The sequence below is a fragment of the Vibrio sp. KUL70 genome (assembly GCF_059725515.1).
In genome coordinates, this window is the sequence record NZ_AP045834.1 from 656,939 (window position 1) to 681,877 (window position 24,939).

The window sequence follows — 24,939 nt, forward strand, 5'->3', positions numbered from 1 at the left end:
GATTATGCTTTTGCAATCTTTTGGGTGACTTGAGATTCAATCACGCCATCTTCAACTTGCGTTTTTATCACTTCGCCAACATTTACATCTTCAATCGAAGAGACTGTCTGTTTAGAAGCTGAATGAGTGATGCTGTAGCCACGCTTAAGTGTCGCGAGTGGACTTACTGTTTCCAGCTTCTCAGCGGCCATGGCCAACTGGTGGCGAGTGGTTAGCAGTGTTTTATCCATCGCATCCAATAGCTTTTGCTCAGAGCGTTGCAGGTGCAGCTTTTGTTCACCCAAGTGTTTCACCGGCGAGTGGAGTTGCAACTGGTGGTGTTTACGCTCGATACGTTGTTGGTGCTGTTTTAAGTATTGAGTTATACCACGACGCAAACGCATATCGAGATCATCAAGTTGCTGACTCTGCTTTTGTAGCTGGTAGCTTGGATGCTGCTTCTCTAAGCGGAATTTGAGTGCATGTGTTGTCTGTGCATGTTTCATCAATGAGTGACGAATCGCACTGATTAAACGCGCACGCTTGGCAGAAAAAGCTTGCTCTTTGTGGCTGTTATCACGGCTAACCAGTTCAGCTGCCGCTGATGGAGTTGGCGCGCGCATATCAGCAACAAAGTCAGCAATCGTCACATCTATTTCGTGACCGACAGCGCTGATGATCGGGATTTGGCTTGCCGCAATGGTGCGCGCAACGATTTCGTTGTTAAAGCACCAAAGGTCTTCCAGCGAACCACCACCACGGCCAACAATTAATACATCACATTCGTTGCGCTCATTGGCACGCCCAATCGCTTGAGCAATCTGAATCGCTGCTTCTTCGCCTTGAACCATGGTTGGGTAAACCACAACAGGCAAAGATGGATCACGACGCTTAAGTACGTCCAAGATATCGTAGAGAGCGGCACCCGTTTTCGAAGTGATGACACCAACACGCTTAGGATGCTCAGGCAGTGGCTGCTTATTGGATTGAGCGAATAGGCCTTCTGCAGCAAGGTTCATCTTGAGTTTTTCAAACTCTTGTTGAAGTCGGCCATCACCCTCAGGCTGCATGCTTTCAATGATCAGCTGATAGTCACCACGCGGCTCATAAAGAGAGAGGCGAGCTTTAACCAGCACTTGATTGCCGTTCTGAGGTTTAAATGTCACTCGACGGTTGTTGCCACGAAACATGGCACACTTTACCTGAGCGCGAGAATCTTTAAGAGTGAGATACCAGTGACCGGAGACAGGTGCTGAGAAATTGGAGATCTCGCCGACGAGCCAGACAATACCCATTTCATTTTCAAGAAGAAGTCGAACCTCTGCATTGAGGCGAGAAACAGTAAAGATGTTTGGATTGGTCATAGAGGCGCTATCTTTGTCGGACGGTCTTATGTCGTATCTCACAGGGCGTGAGTATGGAAGATAGCGGCAATATAATACATATCAAGGGGGTAAATGCAAATAAAAAATATAAAAATGTGTAGCCAAGCGATTTCCCCGTGCGTATAATCCCTCCGCAATATCTAATCCTAAGAGCTTCATTATGCGAAACGATGAAGCGGGATTTTTCTTTCTACCCCTCAATTGTGAGATATTGCAAATGCTAAGAATTGCCAAAGAAGCGCTGACATTCGATGACGTACTACTTGTGCCAGCACACTCCACTGTTCTCCCAAACACAGCTGATCTTCGCACTCAGTTGACTAAAAACATTTCACTGAACATCCCTATGATTTCTGCGTCGATGGATACCGTGACGGAAGCTCGTCTGGCTATCGCACTCGCGCAAGAAGGTGGCATTGGCTTTATCCACAAGAACATGTCTATCGAGAAACAAGCTGAGATGGTTCGTCAGGTTAAAATCTACGAAGCAGGCGTGGTTTCTCACCCTGTAACAGTAAGCCCTGATGCAACAATCGCTGACGTTGTCGCTCTAACTGAGAAGCACGGCTTTGCTGGTTTCCCAGTGGTTACTGAAACAAATGAACTGGTTGGTATCATTACTGGTCGTGACGTTCGCTTCGTAACAGACTTGTCTAAGAAAGTAGACGTAGTGATGACGCCTAAGTCGCGTCTAGCTTCAGTTAAAGAAGGTGCAACACGTGAAGAAGTGCAAGAGAAAATGCACGAAGCACGCGTTGAGAAAGTACTGGTAGTGAACGATGAGTTCCAACTAACCGGTATGATCACAGCAAAAGATTTCCATAAAGCAGAACGTAAGCCAAACGCATGTAAAGATGAGCGCGGCAGTCTACGTGTTGGTGCCGCTGTTGGCGCTGGCGCTGGTAACGAAGAGCGTGTTGCTGCTCTTGTTGAAGCTGGTGTAGATGTTCTACTTATCGACTCTTCTCACGGTCACTCTGAAGGTGTCCTAAACCGTATCCGCGAAACTCGCGCAGCTTACCCAGATCTAGAGATCATTGGTGGTAACGTTGCAACAGGTGCAGGTGCTCGTGCACTTATCGAAGCTGGCGTAAGCGCAGTTAAAGTAGGTATCGGCCCTGGTTCTATCTGTACAACACGTATCGTTACTGGTGTTGGTGTTCCTCAAGTAACAGCAATTGCAGACGCAGCAGAAGTGGCTAACGAATACGGCATCCCAGTTATCGCTGATGGCGGTATCCGTTTCTCTGGTGACATCTGTAAAGCAATCGTAGCTGGCGCATCTTGTGTGATGGTTGGTTCTATGTTCGCTGGTACTGAAGAAGCACCGGGCGAGGTTATCCTTTACAACGGTCGTTCTTACAAGTCTTACCGTGGTATGGGTTCTCTTGGCGCAATGTCTCAAGGTTCTTCTGACCGTTACTTCCAGTCTGACAATGCAGCAGACAAACTGGTACCAGAAGGTATCGAAGGTCGTATCGCATACAAAGGTCGCCTAAAAGAGATCGTTCACCAACAAATGGGTGGTCTTCGCTCAAGCATGGGCCTAACTGGTTCAGCAACTATCGAAGATATGCGTACTAAAGCAGAGTTTGTTCGTATCTCTGGTGCAGGCATGAAAGAGTCTCACGTACACGACGTTCAAATTACTAAAGAAGCGCCTAACTACCGTCTAGGTTAATCGCCTCCTTTAAACGTTTTATAGTGTGCCCGTTAGAGGCACACTGTTTTATCTAGCTCTGTTTTTTCTCTATCTATATAGTGATTAAACATTGAGTAAGAGAAAATTGACGAAAACGTTTGCTTTATTTCTTGAAGAGTTAATGAGAGGTGAGTAAACTCGCCTCCGTTTCATCACATAGCCAATAAGACTGCTTACAATGACTAAAAATATTCATGACCAACGTATTCTAATTCTAGATTTCGGCTCTCAATACACGCAGCTAGTTGCTCGTCGTATTCGTGAAATCGGTGTTTACTGTGAACTTTGGAGCTGGGACGTAGAAGAAGCGGATATTCGTGAATTCAACCCAGACGGCATCATCCTTTCTGGTGGCCCTGAAAGTGTAACGGAAGAGAACTCTCCACGTGCACCTCAATATGTATTTGATTCAGGTGTTCCTGTATTCGGTATCTGCTACGGCATGCAAACTATGGCTGAGCAACTTGGCGGTAAAGTAGCAACGTCTACTGAGCGTGAGTTCGGCTACGCAGCAGTACAAGTAACAGGTGAATCTGCACTGTTTGCTGATCTAGAAGCATCTCAAGATGTTTGGATGAGCCACGGTGACAAAGTAGTAGAAATCCCAACTGACTTCGTTAAAACAGGTGAAACAGACACTTGTCCTTACGCAGCAATGGCGAACGAAGAGAAAAAATACTACGGCGTTCAATTCCACCCAGAAGTAACACACACTAAGAACGGCATGAAAATGCTAGAAAACTTCGTTCTTAATGTATGTGGTTGTGAAGGCCTTTGGACTTCTGCTTCAATCATTGAAGATGCAGTTGCACGCATTAAAGAACAAGTAGGTGACGACGAAGTTATCCTTGGTCTTTCTGGTGGTGTTGATTCATCAGTCGTTGCGATGCTTGCGCACCGTGCTATCGGTGACAAACTAACGTGTGTATTCGTAGATAACGGCCTACTTCGTCTCAACGAAGCTGAGCAAGTTATGGATATGTTCGGCAACAAGTTTGGTCTAAACATCATCCACGTTAACGCTGAAGACCGTTTCCTAGAAGCGCTTAAAGGCGAGAACGATCCTGAAGCGAAGCGTAAGATCATCGGTCACGTATTCGTAGATATCTTCGATGAAGAGTCTAAGAAACTGAAGAATGCTAAATGGCTGGCTCAGGGTACTATCTACCCAGACGTAATCGAGTCTGCGGCATCTAAGACGGGTAAAGCGCACGTCATCAAGTCTCACCACAACGTTGGTGGTCTTCCAGACGATATGGAAATGGGGCTTGTTGAGCCTCTACGTGAGCTGTTTAAAGATGAAGTTCGTAAGATCGGTCTAGAGCTAGGTCTTCCATACAACATGCTCTACCGCCACCCATTCCCAGGTCCAGGTCTAGGTGTTCGTGTTCTTGGCGAAATCAAGAAAGAGTACTGTGACTTGCTACGTCGCGCTGATGCTATCTTCATTGAAGAGCTTCACGCTGCTGACCTTTACCACAAAGTATCTCAAGCGTTCACGGTATTCCTACCAGTACGCTCTGTTGGTGTAATGGGCGATGGCCGTAAGTACGATTGGGTTGTGTCTCTACGTGCTGTAGAAACGATCGACTTCATGACCGCTCACTGGGCACACCTGCCATACGATTTCCTAGGTAAGGTTTCTAACCGTATTATCAACGAAGTTGACGGCATTTCACGTGTTGTTTACGACATCTCTGGTAAGCCACCAGCAACAATCGAGTGGGAATAATCTCTCTCTGTTGATGTAATCGAGACAAATTTGTCTTAGATTCTAGAAGCCTCGAACTCAGTTCGGGGCTTTTTGTTTGTGCGCCGAGCATGGCGTTGATCTAGGAGGTGAAAGTCCTCTACGGGCTCAGTCGAGCGAGAACCGTTAGCCTATGCAAGGGTGTTCGCCGTGAGGTGAAATCTGAAGGAAGCAAATGGCAAAACTTGGTTGTGACGAACAGAAATCTGATAGTAGGCCTGTACAACTTGGGTAACCTAGCAATAGATAGAATAGCCCAATGCCTCGACGGGAAGTGTGTATAGGTAAATCAGGCACGACCAAGGGAAAGAGCAACGTCTTACCTCGGGAGATCTTATTGCTTGTCTCAGTTGAGACTAATACAGCAGTGATGTTGTGTGATGGGCAATGAGAAGTCAGCAGAAGGCATAGTACTTTGAGGAAGTACAACTCAAAGGAAGGCCTGAACTGAATATATCAAGAAGCAGTCACTATTTACTCAATGATGTGGAGTCATAGCAAGATGGAAAACATCTCTACGTCCCAATGGGCAATGCCGCAAGTAGAGCTCATGGTCACGAAGAATGACAAGCATGATCGGCGTAGAAAGGAGGACGAGTCTTGGTGACCCCAACTCCGCTGATGGAGCAAATCTGCTCTCCAGTGAATTTGAACCATGCTCTTCGACGCGTGAAGAAGAATAAGGGTTGTGCAGGTGTCGATAGACTCGATATCGAAGCGACTATCTGTAAACTTCGACAAGCTTCAAATGGGCAAGAGCTCCGGCAGAGTCTTCTGGACGGAAGCTATCAACCTCAACCAGTCCTTGGTGCAGAAATCCCTAAACCTAATGGTGGTGTAAGGCAACTAGGCATCCCCACGGTGCTTGATAGGGTTGTTCAACAGGCAATTACATCGGTGCTGACTGATATCTATGAGCCTAAGTTCTCCGCCAGCAGTTATGGGTTCAGGCCAAACCGCAGTGCGCATTATGCATTAGTGACCGCAAGCCGTTACATCAGAGAGGGTCGAGGTTATGTAGTGGATATCGATCTAGCGAAATACTTCGACACAGTGAACCATGATAGGCTGATGCACAGGTTATCTAAGGACATTAGTGATAAACGAGTATTAAAGCTAATCAGGGCATATCTACAGGCAGGCTTAATGCGAGATGGGTTAGTTGAACGAAGACAACGAGGAACACCACAGGGTGGTCCATTATCTCCGTTACTCTCCAATATCGTATTAGATGAACTGGATAAAGAGTTAGAGCGTAGAGGGCATAAGTTCTGTCGATATGCAGATGACTGCCAAATCTACGTTCGTAGTGAGGAAGCCGCCCATCGAGTCAAAGAGTCGATAACGGGGTTCTTGGAGCAGAAGCTAAAGCTCACGGTAAATCGTGAGAAAAGTGCAGCAACAAGAGTGACGGAGCGAGCTTATTTAAGCCATAGCTTCAAGAGAGACGGAACCATCCTGATATCAAAATCGGCACAAGCTCAAATGAAGAAGCGAGTGCGGAGAATAACGAAGCGAAATCGAGGTCGAGAGTTATCGGTAATAATCACCGAGTTAACCCAATACCTACGAGGTTGGCAGCACTACTTCAAGCTCGCCCTGCGTAAGAGCGCGATGCAGCGTTTAGACGAATGGATACGGCGTCGATTAAGATGCTACCGACTGAAGCAGCGCAAACGCAGATACAGCATAGCGACATGGTTACAGCGACAAGGTGTAACAGAGCGCAATGCGTGGAAGCTAGCGATGTCAGATAAAGGTTGGTGGCATCTGACGTTAACGCCTCAGGTGAATCACGCCATGCCAGTTAAATGGTTCAATGAGATGGAATTATACTCGTTACGAGACGGGTATGAGTCACTGAAAATATATTCGGAACCGCCGTATGCGACCTACGCTTGTACGGTGGTGTGAGAGGACGGAGGCCGTGAGGCCTCCTCCTACTCGATTTTTGAAGCCAATCGCCAGAATGATCATTTACTCAACCTAAGTTTTCGATAACTGGATTACCTCAAATACGGTTTATAGATTAAAATTTTATTATAATTTTTATTGGTTTTGTTTAACCCCTATTTGATAAAGGTAAATTCGCAATGTCGACCAAACTAGCTAACCCAGCGCCACTTGGCTTAATGGGTTTCGGTATGACCACCATTCTTCTTAATATTCACAACGCAGGTTTCTTCCCGATTGACTCGATGATCCTAGCGATGGGTATTTTCTACGGTGGTTTGAGCCAAGTGATTGTCGGCACTATGTGCTTTAAGCGTGGTGACACGTTCGGTACGACAGCGTTTACTTCTTACGGTCTATTTTGGTTGACACTGGTTGGTCTGATCGTAATGCCTTACATGGGCCTACCAGCAAGCCCAGCAAGCTTTATGGGTTGGTACCTACTGCTATGGGGCGTATTCACAGGCTTCATGTTCATCGGCTCTCTATGCTACCCAGTCGCGAAGCAAGTGGTCTTCGGCTCTCTAACGATTCTATTCTTCCTACTAGCAGCGCGTGACTTCACGGGTAGCGAACTAATCGGCACCATCGCTGGTTTTGAAGGTATCTTCTGTGGCGCTTCTGCTATCTACTTTGCAATGGCTCAAGTGATCAACAACGAATACGGTCGCACAGTATTGCCAATCGGTGAGAAGAAAGCACCGCAAGTTGCAACGCAAGAGATCGCAGCTTAAGACCGGTTTTTGGGAACAGGCTTAAGAGACAGGAAAACAAAACGGGTTAGCCGACATGGCTAACCCGTTTTTTATTATCTCTGAATAGACCTTACAGCATCTATCCAGCTTAGGCGTTTACCTACGCAGATGGCTGTTCAACTGGTTTGCTGTCAGCTGTTTCAGCTTCAGGTGATTTACCTGTTACACGCTTGTATTTACCTTCCCAGTAAGTTGCACCTTTAATGCCAAGTTTAACTGGGTTGAATGTGTACTCAGTCACGCCTTTCTTCTGTTGCTCTTCGTAGTCTTTCAGCGCTTTCAGAGCTGGCTTAGACATGAAGAAGATAATCAGAATACCGACAATATTTAGCCAAGCCATCAGACCTACACCCACATCACCCATTGCCCATGCAAGGTTGGCGGTTTTCACTGTACCGTAGAATACCGCAGTGATAAGAACCGCTTTCAGAGCAAACATCATACCTGGAATCTTAATCGTACGACGTAGGTACGCGATGTTCGTTTCTGCAATGTAGTAGTAAGCAAGAATAGTCGTGAACGCGAAGAAGAACAGAGCGAACGCAATGAATGGCTTACCAACGCCTGGTAGAGCACTTTCGATTGCAAGCTGTGTAAATACAGGGCCGTTCGCGCCAATATCTGCAGCTAGGTTCTGTACTAGGAATGCGCCTTCCGCACCACCGTGTACGTTGTATGCACCAGTGATAAGAATCATGAACGCAGTTGCTGAACATACTAGTAGCGTATCGATGTAGATAGAGAAAGATTGAACCAGACCTTGTTGTGCAGGGTGATCAACGCTTGCAGCCGCTGCCGCGTGAGGACCAGTACCTTGACCTGCTTCGTTAGAGTAAACACCACGCTTAACACCCCAACCGATAGCAGCACCAACACCCGCCATAGGCGTAAATGCATCACCAATAATCATACCGAAGATGCGTGGCACTTCACCAATGTTTAGAAGGATGATAACGAAAGCAATCACGATGTAAGCTAGCGCCATGAAAGGAACCACGATTTGCGTGAAGTTCGCAATACGCTTAACACCACCGAAGATGATGAACGCTAGGATGATCGCAATAACAGTACCAGTGAAAACTTTAGCAAAACTGAACGTACCGATAGCTGTTTCGATCATGTCGCCTGTGCCAAACGCTGCTTCTACCGCATTACCGATGCTGTTTGACTGCACGCCTGGTAGTAGAACACCACAAGCAAAGATTGTCGCGATAGCGAAGATCCACGCGTACCATTTCTGACCCATCGCTTTTTCGATGTAGTAAGCTGGACCACCACGGAACTCGCCTTCATCTTCTTCTTTATAGATTTGAGCCAGTGTCGATTCTGCAAACGCCGTTGCCGCGCCAAAGAAGGCAACAACCCACATCCAGAATACCGCACCAGGACCACCAAAACCGATTGCCGCAGCAACACCAGCAATATTACCTGTACCTACACGGCCAGAAAGCGAAACAGCAAGTGCTTGAAAAGATGAGATACCTTTACTTGAGCTTTTGCCAGATAACAACAAACGCCACATTTCAAAAAAGTGACGAACTTGAACAAATCGGGTCATTATGGAGTAGAACAAACCTGCGCCTAGACACAAGTAAATCAGTACCGGACTCCAGATTATTCCATTCAAAAAATCAACGAATGACTGCATGAGTATTTTTCCCTGTTGGTTGTACTTATGATTGTTTTTCGTACAACACAATACTTCACATGTAATGCTCTTGTTAAATTATTTGTCTATATAAGCTTAATAGTGTGATATATCGCATGTTATTGAGGGCTTTTGTTAACGATAAGTTCTATTTTTCCGTTCGCCATTCGACATACAGATGCATTTTATTGCATATCTAGTTATATTTCATGGATGCTTTTCATTGGTCGTTTGCTTAAAAACTACAGTTGATCATGGAGTTAGCTATCGTAGAGTCGGTGAAACGAATTTGCCACTGTGATACTCGTTTCGTCTTAAATTAGTCAGCTGACACGCTAAACCCACGCTCTTCAAGTCGTTTGGCAAAGGCGGTTTGAGCTTTTGGTTCACCGTGAATCAAATGGATAGATTTTGATGGGGGAGTGATGCCCTCGATAAAGCGCATGAGATCGCTTTGACCCGCGTGAGCCGAATAGCCCGACATGGTATGAATTTGTGCATTCACCGGAATATGAGCTTGGTCGATCTCTACAGACTCAACCCTTTGCTGCAACGCGCGACCTAATGTTCCGTGCGCTTGGTAACCCGCTAGAATCACATCCGTTCTCTTATCGGGCAGCAGTGCCGATAGGTAATTCATAATTCGTCCCCCCTGACACATCCCCGATGCCGCGATAACGATCGCAGGCTCTGCTGTTGATTTCAGCCTGTTGACCAGCTTTTTGTGGGTACGGTGATCATTAATCGTAATGCACTGCTCGAACGCCAATGGATTGCGGTGTCCTGCTAATCTCTGTTTCGCTTCCTCTCCCCATAGTTCTTTAAATTGACGATAGGAGCGGGTGATCTTGTGTGCCATTGGCGAGTCAAGAATGATGGGCAGTTGGCGACTCAGAGAGCGTTGCTCGATCATCTGTTCAATATCAAACAGCAACTCTTGTGTCCTTCCAACACTAAAGGCGGGAATAAGGATTGCGCCACCATTTTCTAGTGAGTGGTCAATAATGCGGTTTAGGGTTTCTGCACGCTCAGCGATATTGGAATGATTGCTCGCACCGTAGGTCGATTCAATAAACAGATAGTCGGCTCGTTCAGGTGACACAGGGTCTGGCAGTAGAGGAGTGTTACTTGGGCCAAGGTCCCCAGAAAACACCACGACCTCTTCACTGGGCAATTTAACGTCAATATAAGCCGAACCAAGTATGTGCCCCGCGGGTTGAAAACGAGCATAAAGAGTATTTGGCCTACTATGATCCTTTTGCTTGTTGAGATGAGGAACCCGTGGAATTGGAAACCACTGATGATAGGCTTGGGGCTGTATTAGTGAGTGAATTCTTTTGAGGATTTGCTTTCGTTGACTGTGGCTAACGCCTTGCAGTTTCAAGCCATCTTCAATCATTAGTGGCGCAATAGCGGCCGTCGCTTTGGTACATATGATGGGCTGATTAAAGCCAGTCGCTAGCAGCCATGGAATGCGACCAATATGATCAATATGGCTATGGGTCAGCAACAAAGCGTTTAGATGCTGAGTCTCAAACTCAACGTCTAATGGGCGAGTATCTGCACCTTGAAACAGACCACAATCAATCAGTATTGCTTGGTCTTCTACTCTTAGCTCATGGCAAGAGCCCGTAACTGTATGTTTACCACCGTGATGAATAACCTGCATTCGTCGCTCCTATTAAAGCCAACCTCAATTGTGCTAATCGGGACGGGCAAAGAAAATAGCAGCGACGAGAGTTGCGAGGCCGTGAGCGATAAAATGTAATTGAGCCTTCACTCAGCCCAACTGTCGCGAGATATGACTCTGCTATTGGGTCGAACTTTTATGTGTACCGAGCTTTGGACTGGCTTCAGCCTCTAAGCGCGCGACTTCTGCATCAAGCTGGGCGATTTTTTCCGCCATTAAAGCGTGGCAATGATCAGCAAGGGCTCTGGCATCACCCAGTTCGTAATCCGACACATCGATAGGTTCGAGCATTTCAGTGATCACTATACCGTTGTTGGCGCGATTCAAATCAATCTTGTTGTGAGTGGTACTGGTACACATTGGGGTAATAGGCACGCCTGCTTCAATTGCCATTCGGAATGCACCGGTTTTAAAAGGCAAGAGCCCACGGCCTTTGCTACGAGTACCTTCTGGGTAAACCCATACCGAAAGGTCTCTTTGATGAATCGCCTCAGCCACTTGTTTAATCGTGTCTCTGGCTTTGGATTTGTCTTCACGATTGATCAAGATGTTCCCCGTGATCCAATACAAAACACCAAAGAATGGAATCCACAGTAGATCGCGTTTACCCAGTGATACGGTGCGCGGCCTTAGCATTCCCGGATCGGTGACGAAATCAAATACACTCTGGTGATTCGAAATGTACACGCTGTTTTTCGGCGTTGGCGCGTTTTCTAACCCGCGCTGAATAATTGTAAGGCCAAGGATCTTTTGCAGTTGATTGAACCAGCGACAGAAGAAATACACATGCTTAGGGTTTTTAGGGCTAAACAGACAGAAAACAAGCGCACTCAGTGTCGTGGTAACCACAAACACCGTAGCCAAAATAAGACGAAGAACAGTAAGCACAGCCGACTCCTTTCCACTGCACATTGGCAGTATTCAAACCGTTGAAGAAGATTAGAGCTTCAGTTCTATTTAACCAAGTTGCAACATTTTGAGAGCGGCAGACATCAAGAGTGAGAGATGTATATAAAACCGCAGCCAAGAATCTAGGGTATCAGCACACACGTGTTCACTGGCTAGAGTGATATTGGGATCAAAGAAAGCGATCATGCTGAGGAAAAAACAGTAACAACAGCATCTCTAGATAGAAATCTATTAATCATCGACTTATCATTGAGTTAGAACTCACAACAACCGGCCGAGTATGTCTTCTACTATCGATTTCTATCACCACAATGCGCTTACCTTAAGTCATCAGTACAACTCGGTATCGTTTGAATCTGTACACCACAGTTGGAAGCCTTATTGGCCTCTAGCGGGCGATAAAGTGCTTGATGTTGGCGCTGGTAGCGGGCGTGATGCTCGTTGGATGCAACAACAAGGTTGTGAGGTGATAGCTGTCGAACCGAGTAATGCTCTTCGCGAGTTAGGAGCAGAATACACTGGGGTAGAGGTTACTTGGATTAATGATACACTTCCTGCATTGAGTCGAACTGAAAATCTCGGGATGCGTTTTGATCTTATCTTGGTGAGTGCGGTTTGGATGCATCTTCCAAGCAGCTACCGTGAACGAGCCTTTCGTAAACTCTCTAATCTACTTGCACCTAATGGCCGCTTGATTATCAGTCTTCGACATGGTGAGTTCGACGACCAACGACAAGGCTATTCGGTTTCTGTTCAAGAGCTCGAACAGCTGGCAAAAAATAGTGCCTTACAAGTCCGACATATTGACGAGAGTAAAGACAAACTCAATCGAAGTGAGGTTTGGTGGCAGACCGTTGTTATGATCTTGCCTGATGATGGTTCCGGTGATCTCAACAAAGTGCGCCATATAATCGTTAACGACAACAAGTCAGCGACTTACAAACTGGCCTTGTTGCGAACACTATTACGCATTGCTGATGCTCACTCAGGAGCGGTGATTGATAGAAGTGAAGGAAAAATACTGCTTCCAGTAGGACTGGTAGCTCTGTACTGGGTAAGGCAGTTTAAAAGGTTGATTGATATCGACATTGCAGGCTCGGGTATTCAGCAGAACAGCAATACCACCAAGGGGCTCGGTTTTGTTAAAGAAGATGGTTGGAATCAGCTCAAGCATTTGAGTGCCGACGATCTTGCGATTGGTGCGATGTTTTTAGGAGAAGAAGCGAAAGCGCTACAGAAACTGTTCTCACATACCATAAGTACCATCAAAGCTGGGCCTGTCACTTTTATCTACCAGGGAGCCAAAGACAACAAACTGTTCGAGATACTGCCTCCAGCGCAACGTCGGAAGTCACTCAGTTCTTTGGTTATAGACAGTGACTTCTTAGCCAGTTTTGGTTACTTCACTTTGGATGAGAGTTTGTGGGAGTGTTTTCGAATCTACCACTCTTGGATTGAACCATTAGTCGTTAATCAGTGGGTGATGGAAATGCAGCGTTTTGAGACAAACCGTGAACGCAACATTTCACTGCAAACCTATCATGACTGCTTGGTGTGGATTGACCACAACCACGATACGCGAGATGTCAGAAAGCGTGTTGAACAACTGCGCAAAGAACAAACTGAGATTATTAGCGTGTGGAGTGGAACTGTACTCAAGCAAGACTATCACGTTGATCACTGTCTGCCGTTTACCTATTGGCCGAACAACGATAAATGGAATTTATTGCCAACCACAACCAACGAAAACCTCAAAAAAAGTGACAAAGTGCCTACAGCGGAGAAGCTACATAAATCAAAGCAGAGGATCTTGGATTGGTGGCAATTGGCATGGGATCACTCTGAGCTATCCAAGCAGCGATTCTTTTCTGAGGCAGCGCTCTCTTTGCCGAACATCCCACCTCAATGCCGCGACTTTGAAGAGGTATTTGATGCGATGGGACTGCAGGTTCGTGGCGTTAAGAGTCGCCTGTTAATCAATGAATGGAGTTAGGTAGAGAGTCATGAAACACATCGGCATAGATGCCTGCAAAATGGGTTGGGTGGTTTGGAGTTGGCAGCAGGATGAGGTGCAGCTTGAAGTGGTCGCTGAGCTCTCTGAGATAACAGAACAGTTGCGTGATGCTCATACTCTAATCGATATCCCAATTGGTTTTAGTGATTCCGAAACGCCCGATAGGTTGTGTGACAAAGCAGCTCGAAAATACTTAACGAGAACTCGCGGAGCTTCGGTGTTCCCAGTGCCTTGTCGTGAAGCGGCTTATGCTGAAAGCTACCTTCAAGCTTGTGAGATTAACTTCGAGTTGTGTGGGCGTAAACTCTCTAAACAGGCTTGGTATATCCTGCCAAAAGTGCGCGAGGTGGATGCGTTACTCAATTTTTACCCTGAACTCTATTTGCGAGAATCTCACCCAGAGGTGGTGTTTGCTACTTTGAATGGTGCGCCGTTAGAGCATTCGAAAAAGAGCATTGAAGGCCAGCATCAAAGGCTCGGTTTGTTAGCGCGATATCTCCCTCAACATATCGATAAGCTCAAGCACCAAGTAGCAACCACCAAAAAATCGAAAGTCGCGCCTGATGATCTCATCGACGCGTTCGCTCTAATGCTGTGCGCTTTGCATTCTGATCAACTGAGCTCATTTCCTGAAAGTGAAGACAATGATCCGCAAGGTCGAACCCGCGAGATTGTCTACTGGCAGCCATAGTTTTTGGATAACCATCGCTCTAAAACTTAAAAGCCCCTCGTGGTAAAAATCACAAGGGGCTTATTTATGAACTAATAATTAGTGGTGATGTTGCATGTGTGCGTTCTCTTCAACCGCGAGTTCCACCTCTACTGTACCTGCATTTTCAAATTGCAGCGTCATTGGGAAGCGTTCGCCTTTTTTGTAAGACTTGTTTGGGTTGAAGATCATTAGATGATAGCTGCCCGGCTTGAACATCACCGTCTCCATGCTACCAATACGCACCTTGTCGATTTTGATCATCTTCATCATGCCGTCTGACATTTCATGAGTGTGAATCTCTACACGACTTGCGATAGGGGTTGATGCGCTGATCAAAAAGTCATCCTCTGCCGCCATGTTCTTTAGCTGGAAAAAGCCTCCAATCACAGTCGCATTCGGTGGAGCTTCACGACTCCAAGGGTGGTCAATTTGAATGCTATCAGCGGTGTACTCATGAGCCGCGACGTTGACACTAACAAGCGTCGCGATAAATAGAATCAAAGTGTTGAGCTGCTTTTTCATAATAGTCTCTCTTTTTTTAATAATAGATTACCAAGTCAAGTTACCTTAATACCCAAGTCCAAATTCAATAGTGGCACTCGCTGAGTTGCCGACGTTGATGGGTCAGAGCTTGAAGCGCCACCACAAACCGACAAAGCAGACAAGAGCAGAAACAAGCGCTTTTGTTGCTGGGATTGGGTTGAACATCGACTTTCCTTTCTTGTTTTTGTAGTGCACAACGGAATGAATGTGTGCAAATACGTCCCGCCAGTCGAATAAAAGGCGGTGAACTCGGTTTGTTAGACGTGGGTGTACGGCGAGATCGCCGAGTTACGCGACGAAAGTAGTGGGTGGAGATTGCTTAGGCGCTAGCGCGAGGTAAATCTTACGGTAGCTTTGAACGTGGTGATATGGCGTGAATGAGGCCGCGATTCGGCATAACCAAACCGCCAATGCCGCTAGCACCGTTGCGATCACGGTGATAGAAAATTGGCACATCTCTAGCAGAGGACATTGAAACTTGAGTGGGTCATGAATTTCACCGATTGGTAGTGGTGACATCGCGTTATCTTCGATGAGTTCGCTAATATCGACCCATTTAAACCCTTCAGCTGTACACAGTAGAATCTTCTCTCCCTGTGCTTCTGACAGCCAGTTTTTGTTATTAACTTGTGATGGGTTGAGTGCCATCGTGGCTAACAAATATATCTGAAACAGCAAAGCAGCAATGACGTAAATCGCCATTACTTTTTGTTTTATTTGCGTATTTCTTGATATATGCATCGCAACATTCAGTTAACTAGATTCGGCGCGGATACTACCAAAGAAACTAAGGTATTGTAATGCTAAGTTTATAAAATGGTGACATAAATACTTAAAAGAAATAATCATTTAGCTTCTATACTGTTAGTTGATTCGTTTAAAAAGGCTGCCTTACCTTCAATGAACTTAATGATGTATCGTTTCGAATTTTATCTAGATACGTTGCGAAAATACGCTGCTAAAAAGTCAATAATTGATGAGTTCAAACCCTGTTAAGTCATCGATTTGTCATTGAAAAAGCCACCACGTAAACGTTATGTGAGAACTACTGCTGACGAGGTAACTCTGAGCAAAAACGTCAGTATTATTAGTGAACTGATGACAACGGAACAACTAATGAAAAAGATACCTTTGGCTTTAACTCTATTAAGCACACTCGTTTTTTCACACTATTCCATAGCCACAACTGAGGCTTCACATACAACGCAAAACCCAACTTACGAGCTTGATGGTAAGTCGGTACTAGGCCGTACTGAGAATGTTTATCTCTCTAACGCGGAAGGGCTCAGTGATATTCCTTTTATCGGTAAAATCGATACGGGAGCCGAAACTACGTCGATGCACGCAGAAGATATTCACGTAACCAGCAGCCATCCAGATTATGAAAATCTCAAAGACCAAGAGCTGATGCTAGCGTTAACGGAAGAGGTTCTGGAGAACGGCGATGTTGCATACAGTGATTGGGATGGCAGCACTTTCGAACCTTTTAAAACAGAGGTGTCGTTTAAGGTTCAAAATCCTAGAACGGGAGATATGGTGCTGATCGAGGCACCTTTAGAGCGCGTCAGTATGATCCGTAGTCGTACGAGCAGCACGCCGATACTTCGTCCTACCATAAAAATGTCGCTCAAAATCGCCGGCAGAGAGCTGGAGACAGACGTCAATCTCACCGATAGAAGCCACTTCTCTGCGCCTATTCTGATTGGCAAAACCTTCTTAGCTGAAAATGCATTGGTGTTTGCAGGTTACGATTATTTACAAGAGCAAGAAAAGGCGACCGTTGTAGGCAGAAAAGAAGTGGTTACCATTAATGGCTTTGCTATGAATGCGAGCTTCTCTCTTGTAAACCGCTACAGCAATATGCATGCGGAAGAGATTGATATTGATAAGAAAAATAATCTAGTGACCTTTGATATCGTCAGTATCGATGGTCAAAAAAAAGAGATGAGCTTACCACTGGTTCGTATGCTCAACGTAAGTGGTAAACAAAGACCTTTGGTGTATGTCCCTGTTGAATTAGATAAAGACACCACGCGAAATATTTTAGTGTATCTGCGTGATCGCTCAGGCAGTGGTTCTCAGCTAAGAGTGGGCACCATGACTGCGAGTGAGCACTTTATGATCAACAGCAATGCTGAAAATCTATTGTCGCAAGGTGCTGAGAGCTTCCAAGAGGCGACGAAGTCTGACGAGCCTTTGATCCTTTCACCAGAAGAGAAAATTACGCTGGATAATTTCCCACTCAAAGCTGTTGCTTCATTTGCGGTGAGCACACCAGTTTTGAAAGTGGAAAGCTATGAAATGACGGGGGCGGGTGATGATGCCAAGGTTGAATTCTTCCTGATAGACGCTAACGGTGAGCAGCAAAGAGTGTCTAAAAAGGTGATTAAACAGTTAAGAGTCGGCAAAGATGTTCGTCCAGTCGTCAGCGCTGATCTTGTTGTCTCTGGCAAAGCTCATGAACGAGAGTTTGCACTAGATGTGCTAGATATGAGTGAAAAGGCGCCTTACTTCATCTTAGGCAAAAAAATGGCTAAAGAGGGTGTGTATATTAATACCCGTGCCGACTATCTTTTGAACGCGGAACCTCTGTTCAAAGTAGGGCATGTTGAGTTCGTCGAAGTCAGCGGCATGACATTCCCGGCCAAGCTAGATACTGGTGCCGATGTGAGTTCAATGAACGCGATAAACATCAAACGTTTCAAGCAAGACGGACAAGATATGGTGAGCTTCACGTATCAAAACAAGCAAGGCGATAAGCAAGACTTTGTTAAGCCCGTCATAGACGTGATGCGTATTAAAGCCAAGAAAGGGGAGAAGGTAAATATTCGCCCGGTGGTGGAAATGGAAGTCAAACTCGGTGATTTAAAGAAGAAGGTGAAAGTCAACCTTCAAGACCGCTCTCGCTTTGAGTACAGCATGATCTTAGGTAAGAACTTCTTGAAGTACGGCGCGCTTGTGAGTAGCGACGAAGATTATGTGTTGGGTAAGAAAAAGTAACCCGCACTAGATTCCAGACAAACAAAAAGGGCCAACTCTTGCGAGTTGGCCCTTTCCAAACGTTTGGTGGAGCTGTCGGGAGTTGAATGGCTGTCTCATTTGTTTTAACTTCAATAAGTTAAAACGATTGTTTGAATTTAGTGTTACATTGAATGTTACATCAATTTCCTACTGAAAAAGGAATTGAACCCGCGTCCGCTTATGTTGATTTTCCTGAGGATTCTGGTTTGATATAGCTAAATCTTCTTAACTATTTTCTGAGTATTCTCAAAAATTGAGCCCACGATATGCTCAGGAAATCCTTTAGGCAATGTAGCACTTACCTGTAACATCGCCTTAGGTAAGGCATCTTTCATTTCATCAATTATCTCTTGCATCGTGTCTTGATTAAAGTTTACAGCTTTAGCTGTATCCAAAAAGTGACGAGGCAGGATTTTACTGATTTCATACTTCTTGCCCTTTGTTGCTTTCAATCCCATCGCCACCTTAAGCTTTCTGATATTGAGCCCTTTTCCTCCCAGTAGTGGGTAGGCTGACAAAATATCGTAGAATGGAGTGAGTCTGTAGCTGCCTCCTTTATCAATATAGATAGAAAAGTTTTTTGCATGTCCATCTGTCGCGCCAATGAGCCATTGAAATACTTGGAACCTCATGAAGTTATATCGATCTTCTAGAGCATTACTTGACCCCATTAATAACTCCATGATCTGAGCTATGCCAGGGCCACCTTGAGATTCGTACTTAATGGATGAGGGCATACCAAATACTTGGCAGATATCTTCCTGAGGTAAGCGTAGCAAGCCTGCTTTGTCTTTTGTCCAGCGTCTATCAAAGCGCTCTACAGCTAAAGCTTTAATGTTGTCTGTTTGGATTATTTTGACGTTGGGAACTGCAAACCCCAGAGCTCTAGCTAACTCAATACAAAGGTACTCGTTTTCTACGCTGTCTTTGAGATCTAGGGTCGCGTTGGCTTGTTGTATTTCGCCTATTGGCAGTTTGATGATGTGAGTGGTGGGGGTGTTTCCTTTCGGTATACACCATTGCTCATCAACGAATAGGAGAGCCGTTTTCTCTTGAGCACCTGCCACGGAGATTCTAAAGTCTTCTTCTTCTTCGAGCATTCCGAGCGGAATATCAGACTTGTATGCAGAAAGAACAGTTTCTAGTTTTTTGTCATCAAGGACTTCGTAGCTAAGTGGCTCTTTTTTATAGGGGAGGTCTGGAGGAAGTAAAGCAATCGCACCAACACTGTCTTTTCCTATTTCTTTTAGGAGATCAAATGGTTGTTTGGATGACGCCTTGTACCTTGCAACTATTCTATCTCTGACTTGAGGGCTGTCTGGCAAGAGATTGTCAAAATAGTTTATAACTGCATCGGAAGTGATAGCTGGTAATTGAAGTTTTAAAGACAATGATAGTGGTCGAGTTACCGCATTGGTTAACCAGTTTTTATCATATTGAAAAGTGTGAGCACCATTCTTATGTTTCTCTAGAGTACCAATAAGTTCACCATTCATGTATGCGATTAGCTTCTGCATTACCAGCTCTCATCATCATTTTCATTTAACGAAGCTACCTGTGATTTCTCTTGGATACTCAATGTTAGATCCATTGCCTGGGCAAGCTTAAAGAAGGTAGCAAGTGTTGTTTTGTTAGGGTTGTTTTCGAAGTTCGAGATTGTAGCTTGCTTGATGCCGACTTTTTTTGCTAGTTCTGACTGTGTCCATCCATTCTTCTGACGTATCAGTAGCATCATATCTGCTAATTGTTTTGGACTATATATCATTTGTTCCAGTTCTCTATAGAATTAAGGTGCACCTTCAAGATATTTAATTATCCCTTAGTGAGGATAGGTGAAAGTATATCCCCACAAGAGGATAAAGTCTATGTTATCCCCACTAAGGGATTAGAAAGGGTTTATCCCTTTCTGGGGATATTGAGTAATTTTAGGGGCATTAGAAGCTGAGGAGCAGCAATATCTAATGAAATACTGAGTTATATGTTTAATACTGGTATTGGCCATAGGACTACTAAATTCTAGTAGTTTTTCTTGTTTGAGGGAGACGCTCTTATCTGGATGATCTGCTCCAGCAAGACTGGACACTACATTAAGCGACATTTTGCTGTTCAAAGTTAACTGGGCTTAGATACCCAAGAGCACTGTGCCTTCTCGTCCGATTATAATCAACCTCTATGTACTCGAAGATCGTTTGGCGCATCTGATCCCTCGTCGTCATCGACTCATATTGGATCGCTTTGAATGGGTTTACGTCAGTGAGTTCGTTCAATTGACACCATTCGAAGAACTCAGATAATTTTTGGCAGTAGTCCTGTACGGATTACTCACTTAGTGTTGGTAGCCCCATGCTTTTATTTAACTCGATGGCTTCATGACCTGATAGACCTTTAAATTGTTTGTGCTTTTTGAGGTTGGTCAGGTAGTTGCGTAGGAGTGATGCCACCGCCTCAGCATCAGAACATCGAATTGCTGTCAATTGATACTTGCCAATAAGCCCGAGAGCAATTTTGCACTTAGCTTCTAACATCGTTACTACCTTCGATGAGATGTGCTCTGCTTTGTACTTACAAAAGCGTTCTACCGCGTCATAACACGATACTTCGTTTGTTGATGGTTGCGAAATGGTAGGTGTGGAAGAGTGCTTATCGAGTGATGTTGCTGCCGCTGGCGTCAAGATAGTCTTGCGAACCTGAATTTCAAGCTCAAGAGCCATAATAGTGGCTTCAGCTTTATCTGAAGTCTTTAGTGAGCGTTTGATCTCACGGCGGTCACTAAAGAGGTGACGATGGTCAGGTGGCACTTGGTAACGAAATTGCCAAATTCCGCCTTTTGATATCTGTAGATAGCGCATGTTTTAGTACCAAAACTTAGTACAAACAGCCTAAATCCAAGTGTTGAAAATACAAAAAGGGCGATAAGTCAGTAACTTATCGCCCTTTCCAAACGTTTGGTGGAGCTGGCGGGAGTTGAACCCGCGTCCAGAAACCATTCATCCTTGGTACTACATGCTTAGTCGATCTTTAAATTCACCAGTAACCTGCGAACCGACACGCTAGTTAAAGGCTAACCTGAATTATAATTCGCCGTTCATCTCTCAGGTGGGAAAATCCGGGCTAGCGCGTTTGGGTTTGATCTCTCGTTATTCCCCGTCTTACGTGCGGAAGCTAGGGCGAGAGAGCTCTGAGCAGGTTATTAAGCTGCTAGTGCGTAGTTTTCGTCGTTTGCGACTATTTTTTTGCGGCTTTTTACGTGGCCAACCGCCCCACGGCATGCACCTCAGACTGCAAAATTCCTGTCGAATCCTAAATCAGCCCCAAAGTGTTCTTGCATAGTACCAGAAAAGCTATGCCTGTCTAGCGCTGTGCAGTTCAAGTGCTCAAGATTAACGCAAATTACTCTTCATAATTCGTGCTTTATCGCGAGCCCAATCTTTTTCTTTCATATCAGTACGTTTGTCGTGCAGCTTTTTACCTTTTGCTACGCCAATTTTGATCTTAGCCCAAGAGCGAGACCAGTATAGCGACGTTGCAACTAGCGTCATGCCTTCACGGTTAATACGACCGAATAAGTTGTCGAGCTCTTTTCTCGACATTAGGAGTTTACGGACACGTGTTGGGTTCGCGACAATGTGCGTACTTGCTTGTGTTAGTGGCGTGATAGTCATACCACTGATGAATGCTTCACCGTCTCGGATGTAGACGTAGCTTTCTGCGATGTTCGTTTTGCCTTCACGTAGGGATTTTACTTCCCAGCCTTGTAGCTCAAGCCCCGCTTCAATCTCATCGTCGATGAAATATTCGTGGCGAGCTTTCTTATTTAGCGCAATGGTATTACTACCCGCTTTTGATTTTGATTTTTTCTTTGCCATAATGGCCTCATTATACGGATTGCGCGAAAGATGGGGAATCCTTTTTATTTGCGCTCTGGCTCAATACCATTAAAATTGTGGTTCGTTTAATGTAACGCTGTCTTTAACAGGAGTCTATATGCCAAAGGTTACTCGTTCAGCATTAGTATCATTTAGTGCTGGCCAGATGTTTGACTTGGTCAATGATGTTGCTCGTTATCCTGAGTTTTTGCCGGGTTGTTCTGGTTCTCGTGTGATCGAATCTTCAGATTCAGCAATGGTGGCTTCGGTTGACGTATCGAAAGCTGGTATTAGCAAAACATTTACAACATCGAATCGCCTCGCAGAAGGTGCAGAGATTTTAATGGAGCTGGTAGACGGCCCATTTAAGAAATTGCAGGGCGGTTGGTACTTTACTCCTTTGGATGACCAAGCGTGCAAAGTAGAACTCAAGCTTGAGTTTGAATTTTCGAGTCGCATGATTGAAATGGCTTTTGGCAAGATCTTCAATGAGCTCACCAGCAATATGGTGAACGCATTTACTCAGCGTGCGAAGCAGGTGTACTAAGCATGAGCATTGAATCAGATATGATCCACGTTGAAGTGGTTTACGCTCTGCCACATGAGCAGCGTGTATTTACACTGGTGGTGAACAAGAACGCGACGGTAGAAGAGATCATCGGCCAATCTGGTGTACTTGAGCTTTATCCTGAGATCGACTTATCTAAGAATAAGGTCGGTGTGTACAGCCGTAATGTGAAGCTCGACGCTACGGTTCGCGATAAAGACCGTATTGAGATTTACCGAGCACTGCTGGCTGATCCAAAAGAGATTCGTCGTAAGCGTGCTGAGCAAGCAAAAGCGGCTGCGGCTAAGTAAGTCGTTATACGCTACATAGCAAAAAGCCTGCAGTTGCAGGCTTCAGATTGCTGACGAACCCCACTTTTTGAAGTGGGGTTCTCTTTTTCGAGCGGCCGTAGGCCGCGATCGCGATATTTTTTTATTATGCGAAGTTTGGAAGAGCCCAACACTTAAATTGGCATCTAGACGCCATAATTTGACGTATTTGGGACATATTTAGCCCTATTTTTTGTAAATAGCTCACCACCAAGGCTATCTTCTTGATGTTTTGAGCGGCAGCTGCCAACCAACATTGCATTTGCACTTTCGAGAGCCCGCGGAAGCGGGCATAACGGTGACCATGGTGCTGCTTAGCGTCGGCGAAGCTCCGCTCTACCGTCTCACTTCTTCGCCTATACGTCTTTTTTCCATAAGGTGAGAGCCGCATTTGGTTGGCTCTATCCATCGCGTCCGTATAGATGTGTCTTGTAATGACTTTCTTCATATTTTTACTTTGCGTACAGTCATCTCTCATTGGACAGAACGCACACTCTTTCGGGTCGGAGTGATACTCACGATACGCATCTCTAGACGTTGTTTTATAGATGAGCTCTTGACCGTTAGGGCAGCGGTAACTGTCTCGCTCTTCATTGTAGATGAAGTGCTTTTTCTTGAACGCATTCTTTGTTCTCGATGGTCTGCGATAACCGAACACGCCCAAGATATTTCGACGCTCTAATGACTCAGCGACTGGCGCAGTGAAGTAGCCCGCGTCGAGTCCAACGGCGATTGGATTAAGGTTAAATTGCTCTAGGGTATAGTCCAGACGCTTCACATAAGGTTGAGAGTCATTGATATTACCTGCTGTGACATGGGTATCTAAGATAATGCCATGCTGTCCATCCACTGTACGGTGGTCGAGATAGAAGAAGCCTTGGGGCTTATTATCTCGAGTCATGAAGCCACTTTCCGGGTCGGTAGTACTCGTTTTGGTGTTCTTAGTTTTAGGCTCAGCGGTACGTGACTTTAGAGGTTTCTTACCCTCTTTCTCTCGGTCTAGCGCGACATCTTCATCGAGCATATCAAGATAAGCACTGGCGCGAACCTTAGTCACTTTGTTCGTGTGCTTATTTTTGTTGGCATTGGCTTTTAGGTGCGTGCTGTCAGTAAATAGTTCTTGGCCTGCGACCAAACCTTTCGCCATTGCCTGCTCTACGATATTGATAAAGATACGCTCAAACACATCGGTACCATTAAAGCGGCGAATACGGTTTTGGCTGAGTGTCGATGCATGGATAACTTTCTCTGTCAGTGACATACGCAGGAACCATCGATAAGCGACATTGACTTCAATCTCTTTCACGAGTTGTCGCTCGCTTTTTATTCCGAAGAGGTAACCAAGCAGGATGATTTTAAACAGGCGTACAGGGTCAACAGGTGGGCGACCGTTGTCTTTACAGTAGAGGTGAGCGACTTCATTACGGATAAACTCGAAGTCGATGGCTTTATCTATCTTACGAACTAAATGGTTCTGAGGAACGAGCTGTTCCATGGTGACCATTTCGAGTTCATATTGTTGAGGTGAAGGCTCTTGAAGCATAGTGAGATATCCATATTTCGATACCCCTATTAGATCAAAGGTCTAGCTTGAAAGCTAGACCTTTGTCAGCAGTCTGAAGCCTGCAGTTGCAGGCTTTTTAGTATCTGGGGCATTTAGCGTTTTTATCGAAGGCTTTCGAAAAACTCATCACTCGCTTCAAAATCACCGTTGATGCTTACTAGTGTGCCGGTCGCATCAAAGTTAACAATCAGGTTTTTCTGGATTGGATCTTCGTGGCCTGTTTGGTGATGGTAAATGTAATACCAAGTGTCTGGGTAGCCGTTTTCAATCAGCATTGGTGAGCCCATAACGTAACGAACTTGTGTTTTGGTCATACCAAATTTCAGTTGGTCGACAGCTTCTTGTTCAACGTAGTTACCCTGGTTGATGTCAATTCGATAAACCAACTTTTCTAATAGAGAACAACCGGTCAACATTGTTAGTGCAAGTGGAACTGCAACTAACCACTTCTTAATTCGCATAGTCTGAGATCTTTCTTCGCTAAAATACTGCCTGATAATAAACAAGCTCCAGCAAGAAGTAAAAAGCTCCTTGCTCTTTGAACTTAATATGACTAGCAATTTTGAAATAAG

At 45.2% G+C, this 24,939-nt stretch carries 21 protein-coding genes, 1 other RNA gene and 1 pseudogene; 9 read left to right on the plus strand and 14 right to left on the minus strand.

What is annotated here, in order from left to right:
- Nucleotides 1-2 precede the first annotated feature (2 nt).
- Nucleotides 3-1,343, minus strand: coding sequence for an exodeoxyribonuclease VII large subunit (gene xseA, locus AC6I7V_RS02925; protein ID WP_498011297.1), 1,341 nt, complete (start codon nt 1,341-1,343; stop codon nt 3-5).
- Nucleotides 1,344-1,581: 238 nt separating this feature from the next.
- Between xseA and guaB the strand changes: the two genes are divergently transcribed.
- The 4 genes from guaB (at nt 1,582) to AC6I7V_RS02945 (ending at nt 7,503) form a co-directional block, all read left to right on the plus strand.
- On the plus strand, nt 1,582-3,045 hold the full coding sequence (guaB, locus tag AC6I7V_RS02930) for an IMP dehydrogenase (RefSeq protein ID WP_261882637.1): 1,464 nt from the start codon (nt 1,582-1,584) through the stop codon (nt 3,043-3,045).
- A 199-nt stretch (nt 3,046-3,244) separates the two neighbouring features.
- Nucleotides 3,245-4,798 (plus strand): glutamine-hydrolyzing GMP synthase, encoded by a 1,554-nt coding sequence (gene guaA / locus AC6I7V_RS02935; protein WP_255231356.1) that lies wholly within the window; start codon nt 3,245-3,247, stop codon nt 4,796-4,798.
- A gap of 639 nt (nt 4,799-5,437) precedes the next feature.
- A complete protein-coding gene (gene ltrA, locus AC6I7V_RS02940) occupies nt 5,438-6,730 on the plus strand; it encodes a group II intron reverse transcriptase/maturase (protein ID WP_498011627.1) in 1,293 nt (430 codons plus the stop codon).
- Nucleotides 6,731-6,909: 179 nt separating this feature from the next.
- Nucleotides 6,910-7,503: an acetate uptake transporter gene (locus AC6I7V_RS02945; RefSeq protein ID WP_032551341.1), complete on the plus strand. Its 594-nt coding sequence runs from the start codon at nt 6,910-6,912 to the stop codon at nt 7,501-7,503.
- Nucleotides 7,504-7,624: 121 nt separating this feature from the next.
- On the opposite strand, the gene AC6I7V_RS02950 is transcribed toward AC6I7V_RS02945, so the two are convergent.
- From AC6I7V_RS02950 to AC6I7V_RS02960, 3 genes are all read right to left on the minus strand, one after another.
- Nucleotides 7,625-9,172 carry an alanine/glycine:cation symporter family protein gene (locus AC6I7V_RS02950; protein WP_498011298.1) on the minus strand — a complete coding sequence of 516 codons (1,548 nt, stop codon included), beginning with the start codon at nt 9,170-9,172 and terminating at the stop codon, nt 7,625-7,627.
- A gap of 319 nt (nt 9,173-9,491) precedes the next feature.
- Complete coding sequence (locus tag AC6I7V_RS02955; protein WP_498011299.1) at nt 9,492-10,841, minus strand: MBL fold metallo-hydrolase; 1,350 nt, start codon at nt 10,839-10,841, stop codon at nt 9,492-9,494.
- Nucleotides 10,842-10,982: 141 nt separating this feature from the next.
- On the minus strand, nt 10,983-11,750 hold the full coding sequence (locus tag AC6I7V_RS02960) for a 1-acylglycerol-3-phosphate O-acyltransferase (RefSeq protein ID WP_498011300.1): 768 nt from the start codon (nt 11,748-11,750) through the stop codon (nt 10,983-10,985).
- Between the two features lie 301 nt (nt 11,751-12,051).
- Between AC6I7V_RS02960 and AC6I7V_RS02965 the strand changes: the two genes are divergently transcribed.
- Nucleotides 12,052-13,764, plus strand: coding sequence for a class I SAM-dependent methyltransferase (locus AC6I7V_RS02965; protein ID WP_498011301.1), 1,713 nt, complete (start codon nt 12,052-12,054; stop codon nt 13,762-13,764).
- Nucleotides 13,765-13,774: 10 nt separating this feature from the next.
- Nucleotides 13,775-14,476, plus strand: a complete 702-nt coding sequence (locus AC6I7V_RS02970) for a DUF429 domain-containing protein (RefSeq protein WP_498011302.1) — start codon at nt 13,775-13,777, stop codon at nt 14,474-14,476.
- Between the two features lie 78 nt (nt 14,477-14,554).
- Here the strand turns inward: AC6I7V_RS02970 and AC6I7V_RS02975 are convergent, their stop codons facing one another.
- Complete coding sequence (locus AC6I7V_RS02975) at nt 14,555-15,019, minus strand: copper chaperone PCu(A)C (protein WP_498011303.1); 465 nt, start codon at nt 15,017-15,019, stop codon at nt 14,555-14,557.
- Nucleotides 15,020-15,328: 309 nt separating this feature from the next.
- Nucleotides 15,329-15,742, minus strand: a complete 414-nt coding sequence (locus tag AC6I7V_RS02980) for a hypothetical protein (protein ID WP_498011304.1) — start codon at nt 15,740-15,742, stop codon at nt 15,329-15,331.
- A gap of 414 nt (nt 15,743-16,156) precedes the next feature.
- On the opposite strand from AC6I7V_RS02980, the gene AC6I7V_RS02985 reads away from it, so the two are divergent.
- The gene (locus AC6I7V_RS02985) at nt 16,157-18,040 is read left to right on the plus strand and encodes an ATP-dependent zinc protease family protein (RefSeq protein WP_498011305.1); all 1,884 of its coding nucleotides are present in this window, start codon (nt 16,157-16,159) and stop codon (nt 18,038-18,040) included.
- 236 nt (nt 18,041-18,276) lie between these two features.
- On the opposite strand, the gene AC6I7V_RS02990 is transcribed toward AC6I7V_RS02985, so the two are convergent.
- From AC6I7V_RS02990 to smpB, 6 genes and pseudogenes are all read right to left on the minus strand, one after another.
- Nucleotides 18,277-19,578 carry a type II toxin-antitoxin system HipA family toxin gene (locus AC6I7V_RS02990; protein ID WP_498011306.1) on the minus strand — a complete coding sequence of 434 codons (1,302 nt, stop codon included), beginning with the start codon at nt 19,576-19,578 and terminating at the stop codon, nt 18,277-18,279.
- On the minus strand, nt 19,578-19,826 hold the full coding sequence (gene hipB, locus AC6I7V_RS02995; protein WP_102385596.1) for a type II toxin-antitoxin system antitoxin HipB: 249 nt from the start codon (nt 19,824-19,826) through the stop codon (nt 19,578-19,580). The genes AC6I7V_RS02990 and hipB overlap by 1 nt, the downstream gene beginning before the upstream one ends.
- Nucleotides 19,827-20,148: 322 nt before the next feature.
- Nucleotides 20,149-20,298 (minus strand): annotated as a pseudogene (locus tag AC6I7V_RS03000) (IS3 family transposase); the annotation flags it as partial.
- A gap of 81 nt (nt 20,299-20,379) precedes the next feature.
- The gene (locus AC6I7V_RS03005) at nt 20,380-20,910 is read right to left on the minus strand and encodes a DUF6538 domain-containing protein (RefSeq protein ID WP_498011307.1); all 531 of its coding nucleotides are present in this window, start codon (nt 20,908-20,910) and stop codon (nt 20,380-20,382) included.
- A 97-nt stretch (nt 20,911-21,007) separates the two neighbouring features.
- Nucleotides 21,008-21,374: a transfer-messenger RNA gene (gene ssrA / locus AC6I7V_RS03010) on the minus strand.
- A gap of 67 nt (nt 21,375-21,441) precedes the next feature.
- Nucleotides 21,442-21,927, minus strand: coding sequence for an SsrA-binding protein SmpB (gene smpB, locus AC6I7V_RS03015; RefSeq protein ID WP_032551363.1), 486 nt, complete (start codon nt 21,925-21,927; stop codon nt 21,442-21,444).
- Between the two features lie 118 nt (nt 21,928-22,045).
- Between smpB and AC6I7V_RS03020 the strand changes: the two genes are divergently transcribed.
- Nucleotides 22,046-22,474, plus strand: coding sequence for an SRPBCC family protein (locus tag AC6I7V_RS03020; protein ID WP_255231321.1), 429 nt, complete (start codon nt 22,046-22,048; stop codon nt 22,472-22,474).
- 2 nt (nt 22,475-22,476) lie between these two features.
- On the plus strand, nt 22,477-22,785 hold the full coding sequence (locus AC6I7V_RS03025) for an RnfH family protein (RefSeq protein WP_255231320.1): 309 nt from the start codon (nt 22,477-22,479) through the stop codon (nt 22,783-22,785).
- A 124-nt stretch (nt 22,786-22,909) separates the two neighbouring features.
- Here AC6I7V_RS03025 and AC6I7V_RS03030 read toward each other — a convergent pair whose 3' ends face one another.
- On the minus strand, nt 22,910-24,346 hold the full coding sequence (locus tag AC6I7V_RS03030) for an IS1182 family transposase (protein ID WP_498010706.1): 1,437 nt from the start codon (nt 24,344-24,346) through the stop codon (nt 22,910-22,912).
- Nucleotides 24,347-24,468: 122 nt separating this feature from the next.
- Nucleotides 24,469-24,828, minus strand: coding sequence for an outer membrane protein assembly factor BamE (bamE, locus tag AC6I7V_RS03035; RefSeq protein WP_255231319.1), 360 nt, complete (start codon nt 24,826-24,828; stop codon nt 24,469-24,471).
- Nucleotides 24,829-24,939: the final 111 nt, after the last annotated feature.